The 26,112-nt window shown below is 44.6% G+C and carries 16 protein-coding genes; 5 read left to right on the forward strand and 11 right to left on the reverse strand.

Features of this window, described 5'->3' with window-relative positions:
- Positions 1-9: 9 nt before the first annotated feature.
- From ACZ5V1_RS06030 to ACZ5V1_RS06080, 11 genes are all read right to left on the reverse strand, one after another.
- Entirely contained in the window at positions 10-9,978 is a 9,969-nt protein-coding gene (locus ACZ5V1_RS06030) for an amino acid adenylation domain-containing protein (RefSeq protein ID WP_464391080.1), read from the reverse strand.
- Between the two features lie 44 nt (positions 9,979-10,022).
- The gene (locus tag ACZ5V1_RS06035; protein ID WP_464391081.1) at positions 10,023-10,928 is read right to left on the reverse strand and encodes a DUF4198 domain-containing protein; all 906 of its coding nucleotides are present in this window, start codon (positions 10,926-10,928) and stop codon (positions 10,023-10,025) included.
- 31 nt (positions 10,929-10,959) lie between these two features.
- Positions 10,960-11,265 carry a hypothetical protein gene (locus tag ACZ5V1_RS06040; protein WP_464391082.1) on the reverse strand — a complete coding sequence of 102 codons (306 nt, stop codon included), beginning with the start codon at positions 11,263-11,265 and terminating at the stop codon, positions 10,960-10,962.
- A 187-nt stretch (positions 11,266-11,452) separates the two neighbouring features.
- Positions 11,453-12,409 (reverse strand): MBL fold metallo-hydrolase, encoded by a 957-nt coding sequence (locus ACZ5V1_RS06045; protein ID WP_464391083.1) that lies wholly within the window; start codon positions 12,407-12,409, stop codon positions 11,453-11,455.
- 46 nt (positions 12,410-12,455) lie between these two features.
- Positions 12,456-13,682 carry a tetratricopeptide repeat protein gene (locus ACZ5V1_RS06050; RefSeq protein ID WP_464391084.1) on the reverse strand — a complete coding sequence of 409 codons (1,227 nt, stop codon included), beginning with the start codon at positions 13,680-13,682 and terminating at the stop codon, positions 12,456-12,458.
- On the reverse strand, positions 13,670-14,320 hold the full coding sequence (locus ACZ5V1_RS06055; RefSeq protein WP_464391085.1) for an energy transducer TonB: 651 nt from the start codon (positions 14,318-14,320) through the stop codon (positions 13,670-13,672). The genes ACZ5V1_RS06050 and ACZ5V1_RS06055 overlap by 13 nt, the downstream gene beginning before the upstream one ends.
- On the reverse strand, positions 14,317-14,727 hold the full coding sequence (locus ACZ5V1_RS06060; protein WP_464391086.1) for an ExbD/TolR family protein: 411 nt from the start codon (positions 14,725-14,727) through the stop codon (positions 14,317-14,319). The genes ACZ5V1_RS06055 and ACZ5V1_RS06060 overlap by 4 nt, the downstream gene beginning before the upstream one ends.
- A complete protein-coding gene (locus ACZ5V1_RS06065) occupies positions 14,720-15,355 on the reverse strand; it encodes a MotA/TolQ/ExbB proton channel family protein (RefSeq protein ID WP_464391087.1) in 636 nt (211 codons plus the stop codon). Before ACZ5V1_RS06065 ends, ACZ5V1_RS06060 begins: the two co-directional genes overlap by 8 nt.
- A 2-nt stretch (positions 15,356-15,357) precedes the next feature.
- A complete protein-coding gene (locus ACZ5V1_RS06070) occupies positions 15,358-16,767 on the reverse strand; it encodes a MotA/TolQ/ExbB proton channel family protein (protein ID WP_464391088.1) in 1,410 nt (469 codons plus the stop codon).
- Position 16,768: 1 nt separating this feature from the next.
- Entirely contained in the window at positions 16,769-17,596 is an 828-nt protein-coding gene (locus ACZ5V1_RS06075; protein ID WP_464391089.1) for a DUF3450 domain-containing protein, read from the reverse strand.
- Between the two features lie 163 nt (positions 17,597-17,759).
- Positions 17,760-18,224 (reverse strand): Fur family transcriptional regulator, encoded by a 465-nt coding sequence (locus ACZ5V1_RS06080; RefSeq protein ID WP_464391090.1) that lies wholly within the window; start codon positions 18,222-18,224, stop codon positions 17,760-17,762.
- Positions 18,225-18,454: 230 nt separating this feature from the next.
- Between ACZ5V1_RS06080 and ACZ5V1_RS06085 the strand changes: the two genes are divergently transcribed.
- From ACZ5V1_RS06085 to ACZ5V1_RS06105, 5 genes are all read left to right on the forward strand, one after another.
- Entirely contained in the window at positions 18,455-18,676 is a 222-nt protein-coding gene (locus tag ACZ5V1_RS06085) for a FeoA family protein (RefSeq protein ID WP_464391091.1), read from the forward strand.
- Between the two features lie 126 nt (positions 18,677-18,802).
- A complete protein-coding gene (gene feoB / locus ACZ5V1_RS06090) occupies positions 18,803-21,307 on the forward strand; it encodes a ferrous iron transport protein B (RefSeq protein WP_464391092.1) in 2,505 nt (834 codons plus the stop codon).
- 1,280 nt (positions 21,308-22,587) lie between these two features.
- Positions 22,588-23,949 (forward strand): lysine 2,3-aminomutase, encoded by a 1,362-nt coding sequence (gene kamA / locus ACZ5V1_RS06095; RefSeq protein WP_464391093.1) that lies wholly within the window; start codon positions 22,588-22,590, stop codon positions 23,947-23,949.
- Positions 23,918-24,727: a putative beta-lysine N-acetyltransferase gene (gene ablB / locus ACZ5V1_RS06100; protein WP_464391094.1), complete on the forward strand. Its 810-nt coding sequence runs from the start codon at positions 23,918-23,920 to the stop codon at positions 24,725-24,727. Before kamA ends, ablB begins: the two co-directional genes overlap by 32 nt.
- Before the next feature lie 444 nt (positions 24,728-25,171).
- On the forward strand, positions 25,172-25,726 hold the full coding sequence (locus tag ACZ5V1_RS06105; protein ID WP_464391095.1) for a hypothetical protein: 555 nt from the start codon (positions 25,172-25,174) through the stop codon (positions 25,724-25,726).
- Positions 25,727-26,112: the final 386 nt, after the last annotated feature.

Genomic DNA, 26,112 nt, shown 5'->3' on the forward strand with positions numbered 1-26,112 from the left:
ATTATATCCTTATGACTCGCGGTGACGTTTAATACGCTTCCGCTTACGAGGCGAACGAGGGGCAGGTTCAGCCCCATCTGGCAAACCTACCGCCTGAACATGTAATGTTGATTCTGTAACAGGGTGCTGCAAGCCATGGAGCGCCACAGCAAGCTGCTCGATTGTGGGATTCGCAAATAGCGTTACGGCATCAATTGAGATGTCCAGATGCTGCATCAAAGCATTCTGCAAACGAATTAAGTGTAGAGAATTCGCGCCTAGCTCAAAAAAGCTCGTTTGATGATCATGGCATGAAATGTTTGCTAACGCAGAAAGCTTTTGCTCAATAACGCTTGCAAGATCCATAACCTGTGCACTGCAAGCCGTAGCTTCCTTTGTATTCGTCAAAGTTTGCACTGCGTCTTCTTGCACAATAAAAGAACTCGATGAAGCAAATATGTCCGAACTTTCAGCCGTTGGAAGCTGCTTTCTATTGATCTTCCCATTCGCGGTGAGTGGGAACGTATCTACAAATATAAGATAGTCTGGCAGCATATATTTAGGCAGGGCGTCCTCAAGCTGCATTGTGAGCTGAAGTCGCGTATTTACTGCTGAAGAAGTAGCTGTTTCGCAAAGGTCATTTGCAGCAAGCGCAAGCTGTTCAGTCGATACCGTCTGACAATACAGCACAAGGGACTTGTTCTGCCTGTCATCCGACACGACAGCGACAGAATGGTTAATTGCAGGTAGCGCATTAGCAGCAGACTCAATTTCTCCTAACTCAATACGATGCCCACGGAGCTTAATTTGCGTGTCATTACGACCAACAAATCTGATAGTTCCATCTGGATGGAAAAAGCCCAAATCACCAGTGCGATATAAACGCCTGTTTGTCTGTGGATGTACAATGAAATGCTCAGCTGTCTTTTGTGCATCCCCAAGATATTCAAGAGCCAGACCTTCACCACCGATATACAATTCACCAACAGCCCATTCAGGCATTGGACAAAGATTCCGATCCAAAACATGAAACTCTTGATTATGCATCGGAAATCCGTACGGAATGCTGTTCCATTCCGTATTATGTTCTTTAATTGGATACAGAATTGACCAAATAGAACCTTCAGTCGCACCGCCCAAAGATATGACCTCACAATGTGGAGAGAGCGCTGCAATTCGTTCCGGCAGTGAAAGCGAAATCCAATCTCCACTCATCATTACGAGTCGAAGTGAAGCTGGAAGTTTTTTACCTCGCATCTCACAATACTCGACAAGTAACTCCATCATCATCGGCACAGTATTCCAAACAGAAACACCATGCTCTTCAAGTAGGTCGAGCCAACGTACTGGATCTTTTTCCCTCTCTGGTTCTGGAAATACAAGAGTACCTCCAGCATCGAGGATTCCAAAGATATCGAAGACTGACAGGTCGAACGTTAAGTTTGCTAATCCAAGAACACGGTCCTGCGGTGTGAGACGAAAACGCTCTTTCAAATCATCAAAGGTATTGCAAGGGCCGGCATGATTGAGCACCACCCCCTTAGGAGTTCCCGTGGAACCGGATGTGAAAATACAATACGCAGGGGAGAGCGGTGAAGTTTGTGGAATTTCCCACGCAATTGGTGCAGTCACGTCAAACGTGAGTGAGTCCACAGCAACAGGCAAAACATTGCTTGGAAGCTGTAAGGAAGGCACAAGCTCTGAAAGGGTGAGAACGTACGTAATATTAGCACTTTCAAGAATAAGACTTGTACGCTGCGCAGGGTTTTCCGGTGAAATAGGTACGTAATTGCATCCGGCATAAATAACGCCCATGACTGCCGCAACCTGTTCGCAACAACGTGGGATAACAACCGCAACGGAGCTACCGACTTGCACACCATTAGAGCGTAAATATTCGGCCACAGCACACGAATATGCGTGCAACTCGCCATAATTTAACGTTCTGGTAGGTGTTACTACGGCAGATGCATCAGGGTGAGTGCTCGCAAAACCGGTGAATCCAGAGGAAATAAGTCGGTGGTGGTTATCTTGTGGAATGGAAAGCGCTTCGTTGTTGTACGTCAAACGGCGTAACGCTTGTTCCTCCGGGAGTGCAACAATATCAGTTGTCCTCCAGGCTGCATCATCAACGAGTGCCTCTAACATTGAAACATATGCAGAAAACATATCTTCAATCATATTATGCGGGAACAGCTCTTTAACAAAATCCCAATTGAAAATAAGATCGCCTTTATTTTCATATACCTGATGATCAAGCCATACTTGTGGAGTTTGTGTAAGGCAGAATTGTTGTTTCCCTATTTTGTCGATGGCAGAAGCATCTCTACCAAGCGCTTCTGAACCAATGGCACTTGTAAAAACAACAGGGATAACTGCGTGGTTTTCGCCGTTAGCACGAGCTATCTCACGCATCACTTCTACGCCGCTAAAGTCACGATGATCCAAATCCTTCCAGAGCTGTTGCTGCAACGTCTTTGCATGGTCGCTGAAGGAACTGCTAACATCATGCACTTCGAGTAGCGTAAGTGACGTAAAGTCACCCACAATCTGGTTCACATCTTCATGAATAGGGAGACGATTAAACAACGTAAGGTTTATGGAAAAGTCTGAAGACTTACTCCAACGGGCAAGCACTTTGGTATATGCTGCGCAAAGCAAAGATGACGGAGTAATCCCTTCAGAAGCTGCACGCTGCTTTAGCTTTTTCCACATGGCTTCTTCAAAACGATGCTCAAGCCGTGTAAAATGCGGTGTCACAATTTCAGACGGTTGTTTTTGTAGCGGCAGCTGCGGGCCGGAAGGGATAGACGAAATTCGGGAGCACCAATATTCTTTCGCCGTTGCGTAGGTGGTACTGGAACGAAATTCTTCAACTGCATTAACGTAATCTCTGAACCGTAACCCCTGTTTAGAAAGTACCGCCGTGTCGCCAGCCGTTATGTAAAGCTTGTGCCATTCATCAAGCAACAGGAATAGGCTCCAAATATCCACACACAACGCATCAAAGCTTAAATGAATGCGGGTTGTAGCCTCTTCAAGTCTGCTAAGCCTGATGTCAAACAGTGGCCAAACGTTTGTATCAATGACCTGATGCGAGAGAACGTTTCGGGTATTTGCCAAACCTTGTTCCGTCATAGCAACAGATTGTTCACGCAAATCTAGCTCAGCAAAGGAATACGTTGGAACAGTATTCAGAATTTGCTGAGTTCCATCTTTGGTGACAATAGCGCGCAGCATTGGGTGATGTTGAATCAGTGTGTTCCAACTTTCTTCAAGCAACTGTGAATCTGTAAGTGATGTGTCTATTTCCAAGTAGATATGAGTGGAAATATTGCCAAGAGCATATATATCGCCACGCCCCATCCAGTACGCCTGTTGGATTTCTGTAAGAGGGAACGGCGCAAATTCATCTTCAGGTACATGCTTTGGAGTCGGGAGTTCATCAACAATATGCGGCTGACTTGCAAGCCAAATAGCTTGCTCCTTAATTGTTGCCAGCTCAAACACCTTTCCAAGAGGAAGATTTTTTCTCAGTGAAGTGCGAATTGCACTCGCAAGTTTAATTGCGAGCAGTGAATCACCGCCAAGTGCAAAGAACTGTGACGTTACAGAAGGAATACTGATTCCTAAAAGATCTTCCCATATGTCTTGAAGCTGTGTCTCTTCAGGTGTTGCAGGAAGAACAATATCTTCTACTTCGCCATCCGTTGACTGCAACAAAGCATTATCAGAAACCACAAGTTGTTTCCGATCTATCTTTCCACTTGGAGTTAACGGCCAGTTATCGCGTAGAATAATTGCTCCAGGCTGCATGTAGTCTGGGAGGGTCTCTTCACAATGAGCTACGATAGACTCAACAACTCCAGAAGTGTTGCTTGAAGCAATCACAAAAACTGCAATCATATGAACACCGGAGGAACGAGAAACAGCTATAGCTATTACATCCGAAATGCCTTCGACAGTTCGTACCGCTGCTTCAATATCTCCAAGCTCAATACGATGACCTCGAATTTTTATCTGAAAATCTTCTCGCCCGATGAACTCAATATATCCGTTTGGATGCCAGCGACCTAGGTCCCCGGTACGATACAGGCGCTCCTTAGTTTGTGGATGCATGACAAACGCCGCAGCAGTTTTTTGCTTATCCTTGTAGTATTCAGAAGCAAGTCCGACACCGCCAATGTATAATTCTCCAGTCACCCAGTCTGGGCAAACTTCGCCCTGTTGACCGAGAACGTGAAACGTCTGGTTTGCCATGGCAGAGCCATAAGGGATACTTGCCCAGTCAGATGATACATCTTTAATAGGGTGATGGATCGACCATATTGACGCTTCTGTAGCGCCTCCAAGGCTGTGTAATTCCGTTGCTGGTAGTACTGCTTTAGAACGTTCCGGTAGTGTTGTCGGAATCCAGTCTCCGCTCATGATTGACAACCTTAACTTTCCAAGATCTGACGGCTGGCTTTGCTGTTCAAGGGAAGCAACAAGCATCTGCATCTGCGCCGGAACAGAGTTCCAAATAGTAACGCCATGCAGTGTAATCAAGCGAATCCACTCCTCAGGATCTCGAAGTTGATCTTGAGCCGGAAGTACAAGTGTTCCGCCTGCGCCAAGCACTCCAAAGATGTCATACACAGACAAATCAAAATTGAGTCGAGCAATACCGAGAACGGCATCCCGTGCTGTTACAGCAAAACGCCTATTCATATCCTCACAAGTATTACGTGCTGCCGCATGACTGATGGCGACCCCTTTGGGCGTACCTGTAGAACCGGAAGTGAAAATTACATACGCTAGCTGAGATGCTGGGTAATCAGGCAAACGAAGAGATGCAGCACTAGAAAGAGTATCTACGTGAATACAAGTGACATGCTCTGGGACGATCAAGGTTCCCTGTTGTTCTTCGAGCATCAGAACAAATCGAACATTACCCTGTTCAAGTATGGCAGAAACTCTGCTTTGTGGAAGGCTTGGGTCTATAGGCAAATATGCTGCACCAAGCTGAAGAATTGCCAGAGTGGAGCTCGCTTGCGCCCAATGCTTAGGCAGTGCGACAGCAATAAGCTCTTCAGGTGCAATTTCGAACTGTGCAAGTCGCTCAACAATTCCCGCAATCGATTGACCTAGGCTGCCATATGAAATTGTTTCCTCATTAAAAACAACAGCAGGGGATTCCGGATGACCTTTGATCTGCTGCAAAACAGGTGCATGCAAAAGCCCCTTTGGCAACGCCTCTGCTGTATCGTTGGCAACAAGTCTTTTTGCTTGCTGATATGGTGGCAGAACGCATGGTTGTGGTGCTGACCACGTGTGGCTAAACTGCGCCAAATTTTCAAGAAAGACGGTGTAGCTCTCCATCATACTGTCAAGCAGCCCTTCAGGGTATCGGCCTTCAACAGTATCCCAGTTCCAGCGAAGGTTTCCGGATTCTTCCCATGCCTGATGATCAAAAGAGACCTGAGGAGTCTGAAAAACACCGTACGGAACATCAAGAATGAAACCTTCATCCAAGTTTTCTGGATAAAAGCCTTTAGGTTCCTGACTGGTAATAGGAAGCATACTGGTAAACACAACAGGCATTGCTGAAGGTAGATTTTGAGAACGTAACTGTCGTAAAACACGAACTCCCGAATAATTACGATGCTCAAGATCAGCCCAAAGATTTGTCTGAACAGCCTGAGCACGTTCGGCAAAGGTTTTGCCCGCCTTCATGTCAACGGAGTGGATCAGGGCAGAAGTAAAGTCACCCGCAATTGACTGAGCATCTGTATGCCCGCTTGGGCGATTGAACATGGTCAGTATCACTGAGAACTCTGAAGATTTGCTCCATAAATTCAAAACTTCAGAAAATGCTGACAATAATAGTCCAGAAGGCGTTAAGTTCAGTTCTTTTGCGATTTGTTTAATATTGTTCCACTGTTGAGCAGGAAGCTTACCGCTGCGTCGTGTGAAGGTGTGAGTATCTTCCAGGTGTCCTCGCACAGGCAGTTCCGGTGCAGGTGCAATATCAACAAGTTTATTCAGCCAATATGTTTTGGCTGACTCATATCCTTCGGTTGCATACCGCGTCTGATCAGCAAGTACACACTCTCTAAAAGACAAAGTCAGAGGTTCAAGGCTGGAATAAGCTACACCTGTTGATGAATATTCGTTGTACAGTGTTGCCAAATCCTGAGCGAGAACAAGCAGGGTCAAGCCGTCACCGATAAGTAGGTCAAAGCTGATATGTAACCTGGTTGCACCATCTGGTTTATGCGAAGCACGCAGCTCAAACAAAGGCCATTGAGAACTATCGTGCACTGTGTGTGACATTGCATCACGAGTAGCACACAATGCTTTCTCAGCAATCGCTTCAACAAGCGTTGTTTCTGCAATGCGATACTCTGGAACCTTTGGCAAGACCTGCTGCATACCGTTTTCATGAATGACTGCACGGAGCATCTCATGTCGTTCAATTAATGCGTTAACCGCATAATGAGCACGCTCTGTATCATATTCAGCGCAATCAAGTTCAAGGTACAAATGGCATGAAACATTGCCGGTTCCAGTGTCCTCACGTCCAACCCAGTATGCATGCTGAATATCTGTAAGAGGGAAGGGAGAATAGCGCGTCCACTCTAGGGCGGATTTACCTTGCTTTTCTTCTACATATGAAAGCGTAATATTCTGAGCACCAAGGTTGTGGATAGCCTGCGCGGATTCATTGTTTTCGTTCTGCTCTGTCCAATTTACGTCAGCTGCCGCATCAATGTCTGCGATGAGTTCTGCGGGAGTTGCTCCCTGCATAAGTTTTGATAGTGAGATGGAAACGCCAGTCGCACCTTGAATTTGTTCAATCAACCGAAAGCCCATCAAAGAATCTACGCCTTGAGAGCCTAAAGGACGGTCAAGTGCAATAGCTTCTGGGGTGCTCCATAACTCTTTAGCGATCCATTGCAGCAGAGGGCGTCCCTCATGTGCATGATTTCTGGAGTCCGCTAATTCTACCGCTGCACCTATATGTGCAGCCGCTAACAAACTTTTTCCAGTATTAGCAGGCGCCTCATCAAAGGCGGGGAGGAGAAAACGTGTTTTTCTAAATGGGGTAGGGGTCAACGCAACTTTTGTTACAGGAGGGTAAATGGATTCCCAATTAAGAGCATACCCTTTCTCAACAAGCTGATTAAGAAATAGCCCAGCAGCCGATACCGTTGGTGGAGTAATGCCGCCAGAAGGATAAGAAGCCCATCGTACATCCATTTGTGTAACGCATTGCTTGCCCATGTTCGTCAAAGTTGGCAACGGGCCTACTTCAATTATACCTTCTGCGCCCATTCCGACAACAGTCTGTATGCCTTGTGCAAAAAGCACAGGATTACGAAGATGATCGCGCCAATACTCAGGAGTTTGCACAGCATCTCTGTCTGCAATTGTTCCGGAAAGATTAGAGACAAACGGAATAACTGGGGGATGGTACGAAATGTTTCGAGCTGCTTCGTAAAATTCGTCGAGAACTGGATCAAGCAAGCTAGAATGAAAAGCATGAGAAACCGCAAGACGAACGGCGCGTACATTCTCCTGCTCTGCGAGGTTGGCTATGTATTCGAGTGCCTGATTTTTTCCACTCAACACAATATTTGTAGGTGTATTTTTTGCGGCAATATCAACATTGAATCCAGCCGAAGCCGCGCGGTTTATAAAACTTTGAGAAACATCATTTGATGCCAAGATAGCAAGCATACCGCCATCTTTAGGAAGCTGATGAATAAGTTTTCCGCGAAGTACGACCAAGGAAAGTGCATCAGACAGAGAAAATACGCCGCCGATACATGCAGCAACATATTCACCAATGCTGTGCCCCATCAGAATATCCGGCTCAATACCCCAGCTTTGCAGTAACTTTGCTAAAGCATATTCATAGGCAAAAAGAACCGGCTGCGTGTAGCAGGTCTCATTAAGAAGCTCTTGCGGGCTTTCAAAAAGTAGTTCTCTAAGATCAACCGAAAGCAGACCCTTTGTAACGGTATCACATGCATCAATTGCCTCTTTGAAAACAGGGAAGCATTGATATAAATCTTTACCCATCCCTTCACGCTGCGCACCTTGGCCGGAAAAAATAAACGCATTGATAGCGGGTGCATCAGAAATTGGTGCAATATGCGCGAAAGAAGCGGCTGTAGTGTTTCTTAGGGTTACAATTAACTCTTCATACGAATCGGCTGACACAACGGCTCGCACGCGTTCATACGGCATTGCAGCAGCGCACCCGTTCGCAAAGGCGGCAAAATGATCTTCAGAAACAGTAGTTAGATGCTCTGCGACGCTATGACAACGATCCGCGAGCCTTTCGGGGAAGAGGCCGCCGATTGCAAGAGCGTAAAGTAAAGGCGAATCAGTTGGACTCTCTTGGGAAACATGTTTTTTCACAACATCTGCCTGATCTTTTTCAAGCAAAATATGAACGTTTGTTCCACCAATGCTGAAGCCACTTACACCAGCACGCAGTGGAGCGGAGTCATCCGTAACAAGACTTGTCCAAGTGATGTTTTCACTAGGAACAGTAAATTTTTTAGCAATAGATTTCACACGATGATTTAACGATGAAAAGCCATATTGTGCGGGAATCGTATTCCTGTTCATAGCAAGAATCGTTTTTATGACGCTCGCTATACCTGCAGCGGATTCAGCATGCCCCATACACGGCTTTGTGGAACTGACAACAATGGAATGTTCACGTGTTGTTTCATCATACGTTTCAGCAATTGCTGTCAGTTCAATAGGGTCGCCAAGAGCTGTACCTGTTCCGTGTGCTTCTATGTATTGAACACTTTCCTGTGGAATATCGGCAACACTCAGTACATGCTTCAATAGGACGCGTTGCGCGTCACCATTCGGGGCAGTTATGCCATTGCTCTGACCATCCTGATTCATTCCAGAGCCAATAATTGTAGCAAGAATGGTATCATTGTCTGCTTTTGCTTTGGAAAGACTTTTAAGCACCAGCACACCACAACCTTCCGAACGGATATAGCCGTCTGCGCGATCATCAAATGTTTTGCAGCACGCATCATCTGCCATTAAATTTGCTTGTGAACATGCAATATGCATTTCCGGTGAGAGAATCAGGTTCACACCACCTGCAACGGCAGTAGAGCACTCACCGGAACGGATAGACTGAGCGGCCGTATGAATAGCCGAAAGAGAGGCAGATGAGGCAGTATCAACAACCATACTTGGACCATGCAGATCCAAATGATATGAAATTCGTTGAGCCGCAAGACTTGTAAATGTTCCTGTGACCGAGTGCATAGATAGATCATTTTTACACGCCAACACACGCTGTGCATAATCGCAGCCACTAATTCCCATGAATACGCCTGTGCTTGATCCAGAAAGGCTGCGCGGGGAAATCCCAGCCTGTTCAATAGCGTGCCATGTGGTTTCGAGTAAGACACGATGTTGCGGGTCAATCATGACTGCTTCACGCGGTGAGATCCCAAAAAAGTCCGCATCAAAAGCATCTACATCGTCAAGAAATCCCCCCATTTTTACATAGCTTTTGCCTGCCTGCCTTTCTTCATCGAAGAACTGAGCAGTGTCCCATCTATTTTCTGGGATTGTTGTCAGGCCATGTTCACCACTTACAATAAGTTCCCAGAACGCTTCTGGAGAAGTACAACCGTTTGGCATATTGCAAGACATACCCACAATCGCAACCGGTTCGTGTAGAGCATGTGTCGTCACAACCCTTTCATCAGTTTGCGGTAAAGCAATGGTCGCCGCAGCGAACGATAATGCCCGTACAGTAGCGTGAGTAAACGCAAATGAAGGAGTAAGTGATAATACAAATTGCTTTTCGAGCCTTTCGGTAAGTTGCACAATTTGAATAGAGCTCATCCCTTGATCCGATAATGGAGTATCTGGACAAACAGAACTGCTGAGCGTTTGTTGTACATCTGCAAGGAGCCAGTGATAAATGGTCTTTTGAAGAGATGAGATAGGGGAGGATAATGACATGAACCCACCTGAATAAGTTTGCCCCGCCGAAGCGGGGCATTATGTTACGGATTAGTTGTAAAGCTGACAGTAGCGCCGGAAAAAACTTTGCTGCATTGCTTCGCAAGCTTTGCCAGTGGTCCGTCTTTTTTTAGATCCTGCGAGATGTAAACATTAGCCACCCAATGCCCGCTCTCCGGTATCCGGAATTGCGCCTTGCCGTTCATTATGTAGGCTGAAAGGAAGAAGCCGTCCGGCCCACCAAAGGTGTCGCTGGTCAACGTCATATAGTTAATGGCGTTACTATCTGTTGTTACGGGCTTACCCATAAAGAAGACATCAAAGGTAACCATGTCACCGGGATGTACATTTGAAAGATCACATGTCGGGATAATTTCAAGGTCAGTGCCCAGCTTCTTAGGAGTGCTCCACTTACCGACAGTATAGTAAGATTTGCCTACCATGGTAAATTTCGCGCTTTCCAAAACTTCTTTCACATCTTTCAACTGATCAATCGGCTTTGGAGCCATACGCATTTTACCGTTGGTATTTGTATAGCGGGTGAAGAAGCCTACTTTATTCTTAGCTACAACCTGATACGTACCTTCCGGACTATCCTTTAAGATATCAATCTTGCGGATACCGGCATCGCTGCGGGCAATGTGTGTATAAGGTTCATGCTTCTCAAGTGTTGATTCAGAAGTCGGCACACCCAATGAGAACTTTTTCCCGTCTGGAGCCATTACATAATAGTCTTCGATAGACGCGGAACCATTTGGTGATGCCAACAAATCGTCAAATGGCGCGGTATGCCCCCATCCGATTACTGAAACAATATGGCCCGGCTCATGGGTATGTGATTCAAACAGAGTTACCCAAAGAGAGTGCGCCTGAGCTGTGCCTGCAACTGCAAAAAAAACAGCGGCAGCCATCAGGCTCCCAAGCATCGATTTTTTAAATTGAGTGATCAACAGAATCTCCAAGTACAATTACGTACAGTGATTAAATACCGTCCTCGCGACATTGATGACCCGCACCGGCGTCCAGCTCAACCTCATAGGTCATGGCAGGGCGTGTGAAAGTGCAATAGCCGTCTTCATCGGTTCGTCCTTGCCACAGCACTTTTCCACTTTCTTTTTCAATAAGCTTAATGGGGGTATTTGCAGCAATTTCACCAGTCGAATACATTCCAATTAACTCAACTGTATTGTCGCCATTATCGTCCTGCGTAAAATGCAATGTGTGAGCACTTGCAGGACTTGCGATGAGCAGTGAGCATAGAAAAAGTAGTTTGATTATGAGTTTCATTTTCAATACCTAGCCATAGTTTTATTACCAGTCTTTGAAAGTCCATTAGCGTTGTAAGAAAGAATGATGAGTTACACTAACACTTCACGAATCATTTTTAACATCATAAGAAATGGTTGCACGCAGAGATCAAAGAACTGCATACAACCATTTCCATAATTCAGTGTCGAATGTAAAAAAGGTTCAGCTAGAATCGAAGAGTAGTACCTGACATATTGCAAATAAACGCATCAGGCATGGCTTGCTCTATCGCTTGTGTTGCTTTTCGTCCCGTGCAATGCGCAGGAACTATGTAGCGCGGGGCAATGGCTTGTAACGCAGAGATTGTAGGCTCAATAAACTGCTCATGATACGGGCCGGAAAGATGGAATCCCCCCATGATGGCGTACACACTTGATGCACCTGTAACTTCAAGAGCGTGTGTTACCGTATTAACGATTCCAGCATGGGCACAGCCAGACAACACCACAAGCCCCTTGCCCTTAACGTTAAAGATCATCGAAGAATCATCTTCAATACTGTCGGCGCACTCAACACCATCTTTTAAACAAAAAGCATTTGGCATTCCTTGCTCAAAGCTGGTTATTCGAGGAATTTCTCCAAGAAACAACGCGTGCCCGTTAAGCATTGGAAAAGGAGAAGAGGTGTCATGAATAGAAAGCCCCATGGACAACACCTGTTCTTTTTTGAATGCTGGGAAATCTAGCTTAAGACCTGTGGGAGTTCGTACATATCTGTCCTTAAAAACAGAGGGATGTGCCACAAGCGCTAAAGAATCCTTTCCTATGCGCTGTACGAGCTGTTCCATCCCCCCAAAATGATCAAAATGCCCATGAGAAAGCGCAAGTTCATCAACTTGCGCCAAATCTATAGAAAGCAAATCTACATTGTACAAAGCTCCATTATCTGAGCAGCCAAAATCAAAAAGCATACTCTTTTTCTGATCGCCAAAAGATACTGTGATAAATGAAGAAAAACCATGTTCAGCAAGCGGGCCATTTGACACCGTTCCTTCAGCATCACCAGTTTGTGCAAAAAGGGAAGGGCGCTGAACAACTTCTGAATTATCCATTGCCAGCACATCGATATAGTTATCTTGAAGGCTTAGTATTTCAACACTATCAACTTCCTGTATTGTAACCATCTTCCTATCCTTATTTGCAGTTTATGATATTTCCGAGCAAACTTATTTACCCGGTTACACTTTCCTGTTGCATACGTTGTATATGCTTTATCAACGACAAAGCATTTTTTGCATTAGAACGTACACTGCGATATTTTTTTGCTTTTACAAACAATGTTGTCGCCTTATTGTAATTGTTCATATTCAAAAAGCATTGTCCGAGAAGATACAAAGGTAGCCCCTTCTTTTTTGCCTTGGTGTACGCCACATTCAACGGTTCAATGGCTTTCTCATACAGCTGATTTCGATACAAAAGCTTTCCGAACTCCAAGTGTCGCTTGCTCGTATCCTTCAACGCTATTGCTTCTTGCAAAGACAAAACAGCTTTATCCACATACCCAGCCCTCTCATAGGCAATTGCCATAAGGTCATGCTGGGAAGCGGTAAGCTTTTGTGGACTAGCCAACAAAATCTTACTCGCAAGCAGCGGGGCATTTACCTGCAAATACAACTTTGCCAAACGAACGCACTCTGAACGAGTGGGAGGCTGCATGCAATGAGCAACCTGCAATGCTGATGAAGCCTTAGTCAGTCGATTTTGGCGAATGTTCACGTTCGCAAGCAATAGCCATAAAGATCTGTCCTTTGAATGTGTAGCAACCAATGTGTCCAGTTGCGCCGAGGCCTTTTTCCATTGTTCCAATGCGATATAGATATGAGCCAACAGCTTTTTAGCGTCGACGCGTTGTGATGTTTTACTGTACGAAACAAGCGGTATTACAGCCGTCAACGCTTTATTGTAATGTTCCGACTTATAGTAGCAAACAGCAGCTTGATACTGACTTTTATACCAAGCCGGAGCCTTTCCAGTTTTTGCATCAATTTCTTTTTTTGTTTCGTTCGCTTTTGCCAATTGAAATTTTGAAAGAAGAGCAAATGCATCACCAGCAGGGCTGAAACGTTGTAAGTAATACAGAGCGATTGCCTTGTTTTGTAGCAATCCAATATCGTAAGGGAAAATGGCTACCCCTTTTTGATAAAGGGCAAGAGCTTTCTCATTTTCCCCCAACTGCATATGCGCATTCCCTGCGATAAGAAACGCTGTGATTTCCGGCTTTGGTTGCTCCAACATATGCGCTAAAAGCTCAAGAGCTTTTGCAGGCTTATCTTCTTGCAGCGCTTTAAGTGCTGTATTCATCTTTACCGCATCATTTCTCCCTGCAAAAGCAGGACTGCCCATGATTGAGAATTGGAGGCATAAGCCAAACAATATCAATACAATTAATTTTTGCATGTAAACTCCAATGGAAGTGTCACCAGCACAGCGACAGGCTTGCCATGCAGCTGTGCCGGTTTAAAGCGCCATTTCTTTACAGCTCGCAATGCGGGCTCACGAAACGTTTCCAGATACTCCCCACTTTCTACGGTGGCTTTCTGGACACTCCCCTGTGATGTTACAATCATTTTTATAATTAGCCTGCTTTCCAAACGCCTTCTGCGTGCCTTTGACGGATACATTGGCGGTGGTGTGAAGATAGGAACAGGTGCTTCATCAACATCACCAAGTGACAACACCCCGCTATGACGTGGTATCGATATGGCTACGGCCTGAGCAAGGTTTGCTCCGATATCAACATGCAATATTTCCGGCTGAATCGGTGATACTGGCGGGGCAGCAATCGGTGACAGCGCAAGCGGTTCTGCGGTCAACGGCTCCGGCTTTGGCTCCTCCTGCTCCGGCATTTGTTCTTCCGGTTCAGGCGGAGCCTGTGTTAATTTTCGCAATGAAACAGGCTGCGAAAACCGAGCTACGCCTGACGGATCAACATCCTGTTTCAAAAAAACAGGGGCAAGTAACAACAACACCGCAAGTACTGAAGCAAGGGCTCCCGAACAAACCCACTGAATAGAGCGATAGGGCACTTTCATCATGATGGTGTCCTGGCTGCTACACTTAGATTGGTGGCACCAGCTTCCCTGCATGAATCGAGGACTTTGATCAGCAAACCACTTCGGCATTCTTTATCCGCAGTAATAACAACCGCCCCTTCCGGTGTCTCAGCAAGAAAGCGGTTCATGTACCCGCGGACAGAGCGAACATCATATATTTTACCTTCTATCCAAACTTCATTGCTATCTGTAATTCCTATAATGAGGCTGGTGCTTTCGTTAACCACTGCGGTGTTTGCGACTGGGCGGTTAATCTCTACACCTGATTCTTTTACAAAACTTGTCGTTACAATGAAGAATATAAGTAAAATGAACACCATATCAATAAGTGGTGTCATGTTCAGTTCACTTTGTTGCTTTCGACGTCTCTTCGTCCGTACATTAGCCATGAATACTACTCCGGAAGGATAGTTCTGATGAACTCTGAACATCGTGGGCTACACCGCGAGGCTGTTCATCCAGATACGTTAAAAACAGATCAATACGCTGTTGAAGACTACCTATGCGCCGTTGCAGCATGTTCACGGCAATATATCCGGGAATGGCGACAAGCAAACCGCCTTGTGTTGTAATCAGTGCCTGCGAAATACCTTCGGCCAATCCCCTAGCGTTGCCTGTTCCAAATTCAGCAATAATGGTAAAGGTGCTGATCATGCCTGTAACAGTTCCTAGCAGTCCCAAAAGCGGTGCGGCAGCGGCAAGTAGAGCAATAGTCGAAACTCCCTTTGCCATAGATTCACAACACGTATTTCCCAAAGCTGACATCAATGCGTGGTTAACCTCATCATCGCGGCAACGCAGCTTGACAAAATCCTGTCGAAGCGAGTGTTGCCAATGCCATTCAGGTGGTGGATTAGTCTGTAATTCTTCAAGTGATCGTTCATGTTTTCGAAACTGAATAAGCGTGCATAGCTTACTCAGAATAAGCCACCACATTACCAGCCCCGTAAGGATGATCGGAATAAGGACAAAACCACCTGCGTGATATTGACCAAGTAATTCAGAAGTGATGCTCATACCTATCTCCTGTTGAGAATGGTGGCGATAAGAGCCGTTCCCTTTTCTTCCATATCGTTAGCAAGACGATCAACACGGCTATTCAAAAGGTGATGGAGCATCATAATAGGGATAGCCACGGCAAGCCCGAGCTGCGTTGTGACAAGTGCTTCTGAAATACCACCGGAAAGCATATGCGGATCGCCTGTTCCGAAAAGTGTGATCACCTGAAACGTGTTAATCATACCGGTAACGGTACCTAGAAGACCAAGAAGTGGAGCAACGGCGGCGAGAGTTTGCATTGTAGGCAGGAAGCGTTCCATACGGGCAAGTTCAATCATCAGTGCTTCTTCCATGCCTTTTTCCAATGCAGCGGCGCTTCCTTGTGCTTTCTTAAGCGTTGAATTCAACACTCGAGCTGTAGGAGTACTCCGTTTTTCAAGCAAAGTATGGCATTCTTCCCATTCACCTTGTTCAGCATGTTCGAGAATAACAGTAAGCTCTTTGGGAGATGAACGACGCAAGCGACTCAGGGTGATAAAGCGTTCAAGGGCAAGCAGAAGAGCAATTGCACCGATACCGAGGATAGGCCATACAAGAGCACCGCCGGCAGCAATCTTTTTCCAGGTATCTTCTTCTGCGATAAAACGGATAAAAGCTGCGCCATGACTAAAATCAAGCGGTAAGAATTGTTCACCTGCAAAGGCTGCGGAGATAGTGCCACTGAGCTGCGAGGATATACCGTTTACGCTCTGCGATACGGTTCCATCACCAGTCAGTTGCAAAAAGCCTGCTTCGCCAGCGGGGGACTGATATACAGCAGACGATGTGCCTGTTCTGATAATCTCAACATCCATTGGCTGGCCGTCTGAACCAATAATGGTACTTGGGTAGCGGGAAACATCGGCAGTTGCCTGCAGCTCGTTGAAGTACATCTCAATAAGTCTGGTCAGATCAGTAAGACCAGGCATTCTGTCCGGTGCAAGCAAGGTTGCAAAAGCAGCGAGACGTTCTGGGTTCTGCTGCGTATAAAAACTGGTACGGGAACGATCCTGCATAAGCTTTGCAGCAGTACGCACGGTTCCTTCAAAAGTTTTAATCTCTTCCCGACGACTTTTCAGCAATGCAGTAAGCTTCGCCTCTTCCTCAATCAACTCTTGATAACGTGCAGTCAGGGTATGAACCTGTTTGTCTGTGCTAGATACAGCTTTTTCAAGTTGCGCGAGCTTTCCTGTTAATTGCACTTTGTTTTGAGAAGATAAATCGAGTGCTTTTTTGACATCAGTTTTGTGTGCGATATTCAGCTGTTTTAGTGTGTTAATAGTCTTTTGCCATTGCTCTGAGCTTACTTCTTGCGCTGAGCCAGCAAATGAAGTCACTGAGTTGCATAATAAAAATAGAGCAATAAGAACGGTTGTTATTGAAGTACGCATATTATTCTTTCTCCGGAGAAGTAGAGCGGCTTGCAACAGATTCAACTGACGACGATGATGTCGGAACTGAAGTTACTTCAATGGCCAGAGGCAAAGGAGTTACTTCAACAATCTGCTTACGGCGCGCAATAGTTCGCAAGGAAAGAACGGCTTGTTTGTTGCTATCCGCAACCAACACAAACTCTTTTTTTACCGGAGACCATATGCCGACCTGTTGTTTATCCGGAGAAACGCAGTAGTAACCGAGTCGACCTGCGCGAACAGTTTCTGCACGCAACGGCTGACCTTCAAGCACTACATCTTCGCTATCTATCTCAATACCTGAGCCATATCCTGTCTCTACTTCAAGAGTTTCCAAAACACGGCGGAGCTGTTCAGCCTGCGCTAGATGCGGGTCTGCAAGAGCTTTTTTAATATTGGACATGCGCTCCTGTCGTTCTTTAGACAAAAACGGCTGATCTTCATCGATAAAGAATTCGAGTCGGGCAACGGTATTTTCAAGAAGGGGCGTAACAGCGTTAGCTATCATTTCAAGCTCTTGCTGCTGCCGCTTCATTTCTGCAATGTTGCCTTCGAGCGTTTTAATATATCGGGAATATTTATTTTTTTGATGAGTAAGCCAGTCAAATTCAACTTGCTTATTGTTGATCTGCGCGATGACGCTATGCTTTTCCTGCTGCCATGCGCTAATTTTTTTCTGAGCCTTTTGCTCGACGGCAATCGTGCCCGAAGCAAGAGACTGAGCCTGTTTTGAACTTGCGTAAGCTGGTGCCAAAATGAGCAGCTGCCCCGCAAGGAAAAGAAGAGCTATATAATACGTACGATACATTGGTGTCCGTCTCCATGTAACTCATTCACATGAGCCATAGGTAATAGTTATGCCAATGCAATATGCAGAGGCTACTAACGGACTTTCAAAGAATTTTTCTGCGGACTAAACAGAAAGAACTGGTAAAAAACTTGGTATGTAAAAAGTGGAAGCGAATATATAGTTACGCTGTAATGGTTAAAGACGTTATGGGTATGGAAACCTCTCTTTTTCGACAGTTATTACAGATGCCGTAAATAACAGTATGACATCGTCGGAGTTCAAAACCCTTCTGGCGTGATGCCTCATTGTGAATGCAATCCAGATAAGGGTTTACGAAGGGGGTTTCAGTCCCGCAGCACTCGCAAATCATAACAAAACGCACTTCAACAACTGGCTTGTAATGAATTGCGCCTTCATCTGTCTGCTCGCTACTGGCAAGGCCACATCCCGCAATAAGCTTAATCGTTCTATACAAGGTAGAAATGCTAATTGTCGGGTCTAGCTTTACAACTTCTTGATACAGCTCATCCACCGTTACCGGTGTGGTCAGCCGAATAAAAACATGCAAAATAAATTCGCGCTGCGTTGTGACCTTGAGCCCTTTCCTTTTAAGATAATCTTGAAAAATCCCCAAAGGCTCACTCATTTTCAATAAACACCTCCATGAGTTATGTCGGTAAACAAGTGCTTACAACGCCTCAGTATGAAAGGCAAGCATTTGAGCGAATGACATTCATTTTCATTTAATAACTGCTTTTTGTCATGTCGTACGGGTAAGTTGACACCTAATGTCAATTTACTCTTTTTTTTGACATGTCACATCCACAATACTATTAAATGATTGGTTTTTATCGTTTCAAGACAAAGGTTTTTACAATGAAAAAGACACTCAATACCATTCTCGCAGGGGCTAATGCCTGCGTAGTAACTATAGATGCAGGCCGTTGTGCCACAACAAGGCTGGAATCACTGGGAGTATACCCCGGAACAGAGCTCGCAGTTGTTGTAAACGCCGGTCGAGGTCCAATGATCATCTCAATCGGTGACGGAAGATTGATTCTAGAACGCGGCATCGCAAGCAAAGTAATTGTTCACTAACAAGCATGAAATAGTGCTTGTACGATTCAGACTGCGCTGTCCTCTGGGGCAGAGCAGTAATACATAAGGATAGGTAGCGTATGAACGCCCCATTGTTGTATTCTCGTTCAGACCAAAGGTGCTATTGTGAATAAAGTTAGTACCATTGCATTAGCAGGACAGCCAAACTGCGGAAAATCTACCGTATTTAATATGTTAACCGGTGCAAGACAGCACGTTGCCAATTACCCCGGGGTGACTGTTGAAAAAAAAGTAGGAATCCTCTCTGTAGGAGGCACATCCGTAGAGCTTGTTGACCTTCCCGGAACATACAGTTTTACGTCGTATTCACTTGAAGAGCGGGTCGCGCGGGACGTAATTCTACATGACGATCCGCAGGTGCTCATTGATGTAGCGGATTGCTCCAATTTACAGCGCCATTTGTACCTAACACTGCAATTGCTCGAAATGGAAAAGCCCACAGTTCTTGCTCTGAATATGGTTGATGTAGCTGAACGACGTCACATTACTGTTGATTCTTCCAAGCTGGAACAGCAACTGGGCATTCGTGTAATTAGAACCATTGGTAAAAAATCAGTCGGTCGTAAAGAATTGCTCAATGCATTAGCAGAAAGCATGGTAGCAACAAGTAAAACTCCTCAGCGTAATTATGCAATAGATTATGGGGAACTAGAGCCCTATATTACCAAGGTGGCAGAAGAGCTTTTGCCGCTATCAACTAAAAACTATCCTTTGCGATGGCTTGCAATCAAACTTCTGGAAAATGATTCAGAAGCATTAGCTTTTGTAAGTAAAACCAATCAAAAGCTATTGGCAACGTCCATAGCTGTTCTTGCATCTGTAGAAGAGTACAGAGAAGAGTTCATGCGAGCAACGGGGCAGGATGTGGAAAGATTTATTGCAAAAAAACGCCACGAAGCATGTGCGATTATCTGCAAGGAATGCGTCACTGCCAGTAATCAAACAGCAGAGACTTTTTCTGACAAGCTGGACAGATACATTTGTCATAAAGTATTTGGCCCGATGATTCTGTTTGCCATTCTTTTTTGCTTATATCAGGTGTCGATTATTCTAGGAAACGACTTGGCACAGCGCGTATGGCCTATGTGGGCGGCACTAGGTGACTTCCTGATGCAAATTTTTCCACAGCCAAACTTTCTTGTTGATCCGGTAAGTCGTTCTCTCGGCAGCTGGACTATCCAGAGTGTTACCGCAATCCTAAACTATTTACCTATTTTCTTTTTACTTTTCAGCTTAATCGCAATTCTTGAAGATAGTGGTTACATGCCGCGCATGGCGTTTCTTTTAGATCGGCTTTTCCGCAAGTTCGGCATGCATGGTCAATCAACCCTGCCGCTTATTCTTGGCGGTGTATACGTAGGAGGGTGCGCCATTCCGGGTGTTCTGGCGACTAAGGCCATTCCGGATGAAAGGGCACGTCTTACAACACTGATGGTTGTGCCAATGATGAACTGCCTCGCAAAAGTGCCATTGTATCTCATTTTGATCAGTGCCTACTTTAGCGATCATGCAGGAATTGCAATGTTCTTTATCGCAACGGTGACTCTATTTATGGCTTTGCCTGTGGCAAAGGCCTTGTCGCTTACAGTGTTGAGCAAATACGAAAGCGCACCGTTCATTATGGAAATGCCTGCGTACCATCTACCAACGGTGTCAGGCGTATTACACCGTGCCTTAGAACGCATGTGGCTCTTCGTAAAAAAAATCGTCACTGTCGTCATTGCCGTAGCTGTAATTGTCTTTGTGCTCATCAATTTCCCAACACTATCTACTGAAGTACAAAAAGGTTTTGAGCAAAAAGAAACAGCAGCTGTCACAAAATTTTTAGATGTAACGTCCGCCACTACATTCCACAATGCAGTGGATGAACAAAATCTTATGGATTTAATTCTGTTTTCCGATGGATACAAAAAAGCAAAACGCGGAGTAAAAGACCCAGCAACCTTACACGAAATCCAACAAAAATTTGCCGCAAAAAATCCGCAATTTTATAGTATTGCGGCCAAGCAAGGTACAGATGCAATAAAAATTGCTAAAGCTTTGCGTAAAGTCCAACGGACAAGGCGAAAGCTACGCAGAGAATTACGGGCAGCGCAATTTGAAAACAGTTTCCTTGGCATGATGGGACACGCTTTAGAGCCTGTAACCCAGTATGCCGGATTCAATTGGCGCATCAATATCGCCTTGCTCTCAGCGTTTGCCGCAAAGGAGAATAGCGCAGCAACTCTAGGTGCTATTTACGCAGTTGATGGAAGCAATAAGTCGGTTCAGGAAAGTATGAAAGAAGGGGAAGAAGGTTTTACTTCACTCCATGCTCTAGCATTAATGCTTTTCATGGCGCTGTATCCTCCGTGCATTCCAACGTTAATTATGGTTCGAATGCAAACAGCTTCTACCAAGCTCATGTGTTTTTCTGTTGCCTACCAAACATTACTCGGACTGGGCGTAGCAACCTTTGTCTTTACTGGCGGGAAAATGCTTAATTTAACCGGAATGCAGATGATGTGGTTATTCTACGGACTTTGCGTATTGACCACCGTGGTTATGGGCATGCTTCCAAAATCTATAGGTGAGGCAAAACAACAACTCGGTGTTGAATATGTAAAGTGATTCAGTGAAATATAATGAAATTGATAGGTAATGAAGGTGGGGCGGTTATTTACTTGCGACGTGCAACAGTAAACGAACACATGATCAAAAAAGATGAATAGCCTCTAGGTTGCAGCTTCTCCTAAGTTATAGATCCTTAACTTTAGAAGGATACTATAAGTGACATATACTATGTGAAGAAATTCAAAGTTGAGGCTGTGAAAAAACTTATTGAGTATGACTATGTTATTCAAAATGTTGCCTGCGGTTAGGAGTAGTTCCCACCTTCAATATTTGTGGCAGAAAAAGTATAAAGCTGGTGTTGCTCATGTAAGTTAAGTTCACGATTCTCGGGTAGAAAAAATACGTCTTCGAGCAGAATTGAATCGTATCATCGCCTCGTGAATACAAGACTATATTCTTCGACAAAGATTCCCTGTTAGGGCTACCTCGCTGCCAATAATCAAAATTATGCCGGGAGAGGGGCTCAGTTGTTTGGTCACATCCACTGCGTACGTGTAGAGGTCGAACCTTGAGCGATCTCTACAAGAAATTGAATGCAGAATCTACCTTGTTGAAATTGTAAATAAGAAAGCTCCTAGTGTATAATGCTAGGAGCTTTCTTTTATATCTACTTAGCCTTTTTTCAGTTCTAAAATTCAAGCGGATAAGCCCTATGCAAAGCTCTGACATCTGCATCCCACTCTACAAAAACGAAAAGCGGATTGTGTGAGCTCGTCGAATTTGCATCTCTTCTCAACGTTGATTTTAGCCCTGAAGAGAATGTGTCGCGCTTGATTTCGTCTACGTAGTCCCACTCCAATAAGCACTTATTGATATCACTACGTGTTTTCAAAACAATAATCTTAGCGAACTAGTTATTGTTAGCAGGTGAATCTGAGGGGGCAATATGCATAGATTATGGCTGTAAAAATTGGGTAAAAGAGTATGTGATTCGTTTCAATCGGTTGTCCACAGCAGTTTCGGGTATATGGGTACCCCCGATCACCCCCCAAACCTTCCCCTTTTGTTTTATGATCCATGATGTATCTTAAGTGTTGTGTTAGCGTAATTCGTCATTGATTGGGTGCTATGAATGCGTAGTGTGAAAGGAGAAAGAAATGGAAAATGACAAACGACTGCTAATTTCGAATGTAGTCTTTATTCTTATATGGACACTTTTTGCAGTTTCTTTTTTCCTATACTTCGCGTTTCAGATTTACAGTAGTCCTGAGTCGTTTAACGACGTTGTAACAATACGCTTCTACAGTCATCCTATTTAATAAACACAAGGATTGTATATGACCCCCCTTAACGCCCGACAAAAAGCTTTTGTTCAGGGACTTGACGATAAAGGCCCCTCATCGCGATGGCATGATTGGAAGTGGCATATTCGCCATAGTATTCGTGATGTTAAAACATTTGAAAGATTGCTCGGGATAACTTTTACGGATGATCAACGGATGGCCTACGAGGCAACAGCAGAGCAGTTCCCAATTTCAATTACTCCTTATTATTTATCCCTTATCGAAGTGGATGATTATGAGAATGACCCTGTCTTTAGACAATGTTTCCCTTCTGTGCGTGAAATGGATGTTTTAGAACATGACATGGCTGACCCTTTGCATGAAGAAAAAGACAGTCCAGTACCGGGTATTACTCACAGGTATCCCGATCGGGTGCTCTTTCACGTCAGCAATACTTGTTCAATGTATTGTCGACACTGCACGCGAAAGCGCAAAGTTGGCGATATGGACTTCATCCCTGATCGTAAGCAGATGGAGAAGGGGTTTGATTACATTCGTAACAATCCACGAGTACGAGATGTATTAATTTCCGGCGGTGATCCGCTAATGCTTTCGGATGAAAGACTTGATTGGATTTTGGGAGAGCTTGGCTCCATAGATCACGTCGAAGTTGTTCGTATCGGAACGCGAATGCCAGTTGTGCTTCCTCAGCGAATAACAACAGATCTTGTTGAGATGTTAAAAAAACACCATCCACTTTGGATGAATACGCATTTTAACCATCCAAGAGAGATGACCGCTTCTTCAAGAAAAGCGCTTGAACGGTTGGCCAATGCTGGGATTCCAATGGGCAACCAGAGCGTATTGTTGGCAGGTGTCAACGATTGCCAGCGATTGATCCGTACCTTGAATCAAAAATTAGTTAAAAACAGAGTGCGCCCATATTACTTGTACCAATGTGATTTGTCAGAAGGACTTACTCACTTTCGTACTCCTGTGAGCAAAGGGATCGAGATTATTGAAAGCTTGCGAGGCCACACCTCTGGCTTCTCTGTTCCTACATACGTTATTGATGCACCGGGTGGTGGTGGGAAAATCCCTGTAATGCCAAACTACATTGTCTCTTGGGGAACACATAAGGTTGTACTCAGAAACTATGAAGGCGTGATTACGACCTACAATGAGCCCGAAAGTTACGACTCTCACTATTGTGACAGAAAGTGCGAAGACTGTACTCTTACATTAAAAGAAGACGATGGTTGTGAAAAGGCCATTGGGATTGAAAAGCTTCTGTGTGACTGGGATGAAACCTTGAGTCTCACACCGAAAGAAAATGAACGTATGGACAGGAGAGATGATGCAGCCGGATCGTGTGGTGTTGATAATGGGAAATACTATTCAACATGGGCGCAGTAGCGACAGAGTTTACTTGCTTAAGTTAGGAAGTTCTCCCGATGTTGCTGCACGTAGTCTGTCAGATCTTGCGCTAGCTGAAGGGTACTCAAAGGTCATTGCAAAGGTTCCCGAAGTAATGCTTGATGCGTTTAAAGCGCAAAGTTTCGAGGAAGAAGTCCGTGTTCCCAATATGTATTCACATCGCGGAGATGGAGTCTTCGTTACAAAATACTTAATGCATGAAAGACGGGATGAACCTTTAGGTCCTACGTTTGAAAGTGTACGTATGCTTGCGCAAAAAAAGGCAAATGACGGGTATAAAGAACTGCCTGAAGGATATGCGATAACCCCCTTGCAAAAAAACGATATTCCGGAAATGGTAGATCTTTTTCAGCAAGTCTTTAAAAAATATCCTTTTCCTGTGCATGAAGCTGCTTTTGTAGAGCAAACCATGAATGAAGGGACACATTATTGGGGAGCGCGTCTTGATGGGCAACTAGTGGCTTTGGCTTCTGCAGAAGTTGACTCTGACGTTAAGAACGTCGAGATGACCGATTTTGCCACACTTCCTGAACATAGGAGCACTGGACTTGCTTCAGCGTTACTTGCTGAAATGGAGTCTGCTATGTGTACTATGGGAATAATGACTGCCTACACTATTGCTAGAGCGATATCCCCCGGAATGAATATCACATTCGCTCGTGCAGGATATCTTTATTGTGGAAGACTGCCAAATAACACATGCATTGCAAATGGAATCGAAAGTATGAATGTGTGGAGTAAAAAGCTGATAGCTTAATGGCATCAGGTATTGTCTACGGTTCTCACCTCACTCCGTTTCGTGTCAGCCAGTTTCTGATCTAACCATAACGGGTACAAGACTGTATGCTCAGGCTATCGATCTAGCAGGAGGGAAGGTTCCATAGAAGATGCTCTTGCACGAAAGTGTAAGGGCTTTTTTTATTCCGCGCCTTCGAGCACTCATTCCCGTCTTCTGCTTGATCCATCATAATGGCTTCACTATGTATTTACAGGGTTGAAACAGGATCACTGATTGCACGCGACATAAAGAACTGGCGCACGCTACGTGTGTTTAGTAAATTACCAATTGCTATTAGCAAGAAGGGGTATAAGAAAGCTGCATTAGTAATAGGCCAATCAACAGAGATACGCACTTACTTCACAACCCAGAATTAAAATATTCCAAACCCTTACGCACCATGTCAAAAATTAGGTTGTTATGATGAATATAATTAAACAATTAATTGTTTCTTTTTTTGCACGATCACCCAAAGCGAGTCCTGACAGTACCGATAACCAAATAGGAAAGGGCGCGTATGCGCTTACCATCCCATCTGATTTTCAAAAAAAAGGTCAACTCTCAGTAAGTATCCCTTTGAATACGGAAGTGAGCGGCCGGTTTCCGCGTGGGGTCATGCATTCAAAAATATATACCGATGGCGGAACGATTCTCTTTGTTCAGCGTATGTCATCCCCAGCAGGAAATAATTATTTTAAGCAACTTGGTGGGGAGAAAGTGACTAAGTGGGGTAAAGATTGGTGTAAAAATATTTACAGCATGAATGTCTCAAGTACTACGCAAGAATTCGAAAAATATAGCAACGTTATCAAAGAGAAAGGCTTGTCCGAAAGTTCTGACTATCTTGTTGAAATGTATGATCGTCTTGCCAGTCGAACTAGCGTAGCCCGTGTTATTACCCTTACTCCTAACAACGTGGCGGAATTCCCGAAAGTACCGATGTCCAGCGAACGTTACTATGTTGAGAACAACAACTAACAATAAGAAATGTCTTTTGTTGTTCGGTTACTAATTTCGCACGACCCCTCGCTATGTAATTGTTTTTTACGTTTTTCTCTTCAAATAAAAAAATAAAGTTATGTGACCAAATGTAGTCCGTCGACGTATTACTATGTAATGTGCAACATTACTTATCTGTAAAATAGTCCTATCTACGACAGGAATGTAATGGTCTCCATATGTAGCATACGTGTTGCGGTAGCAAAATCTTAAGCAAAGATTGTCGCATATTCGTCCAATCAATTAAATTGCACATGAGAGCAGCAAAGCTTGCTCAGGGTTTTATTCTAACAGTTTATGAAAATTGAAAAATTTTTTAGATAGAAAGTTTGTCTCCTGACAACTGCCATAGGCAACTAAACCCA

It is taken from the genome of Halodesulfovibrio oceani subsp. galateae (assembly GCF_055397225.1).

Coding starts and splice junctions, on each gene's coding strand:
- kamA (WP_464391093.1), top strand. CDS start 22,588: ATGACCCCCCTTAACGCCCGACAAAAAGCTTTTGTTCAGGGACTTGAC.
- ACZ5V1_RS06055 (WP_464391085.1), bottom strand. CDS start 14,320: ATGATGAAAGTGCCCTATCGCTCTATTCAGTGGGTTTGTTCGGGAGCC.
- ACZ5V1_RS06105 (WP_464391095.1), top strand. CDS start 25,172: ATGAATATAATTAAACAATTAATTGTTTCTTTTTTTGCACGATCACCC.
- ACZ5V1_RS06080 (WP_464391090.1), bottom strand. CDS start 18,224: ATGAGTGAGCCTTTGGGGATTTTTCAAGATTATCTTAAAAGGAAAGGG.
- ACZ5V1_RS06040 (WP_464391082.1), bottom strand. CDS start 11,265: ATGAAACTCATAATCAAACTACTTTTTCTATGCTCACTGCTCATCGCA.
- ablB (WP_464391094.1), top strand. CDS start 23,918: ATGGGAAATACTATTCAACATGGGCGCAGTAGCGACAGAGTTTACTTG.
- ACZ5V1_RS06050 (WP_464391084.1), bottom strand. CDS start 13,682: ATGCAAAAATTAATTGTATTGATATTGTTTGGCTTATGCCTCCAATTC.
- ACZ5V1_RS06070 (WP_464391088.1), bottom strand. CDS start 16,767: ATGCGTACTTCAATAACAACCGTTCTTATTGCTCTATTTTTATTATGC.
- ACZ5V1_RS06030 (WP_464391080.1), bottom strand. CDS start 9,978: ATGTCATTATCCTCCCCTATCTCATCTCTTCAAAAGACCATTTATCAC.
- ACZ5V1_RS06065 (WP_464391087.1), bottom strand. CDS start 15,355: ATGAGCATCACTTCTGAATTACTTGGTCAATATCACGCAGGTGGTTTT.
- ACZ5V1_RS06075 (WP_464391089.1), bottom strand. CDS start 17,596: ATGTATCGTACGTATTATATAGCTCTTCTTTTCCTTGCGGGGCAGCTG.
- ACZ5V1_RS06045 (WP_464391083.1), bottom strand. CDS start 12,409: ATGGTTACAATACAGGAAGTTGATAGTGTTGAAATACTAAGCCTTCAA.
- ACZ5V1_RS06060 (WP_464391086.1), bottom strand. CDS start 14,727: ATGGCTAATGTACGGACGAAGAGACGTCGAAAGCAACAAAGTGAACTG.
- ACZ5V1_RS06085 (WP_464391091.1), top strand. CDS start 18,455: ATGAAAAAGACACTCAATACCATTCTCGCAGGGGCTAATGCCTGCGTA.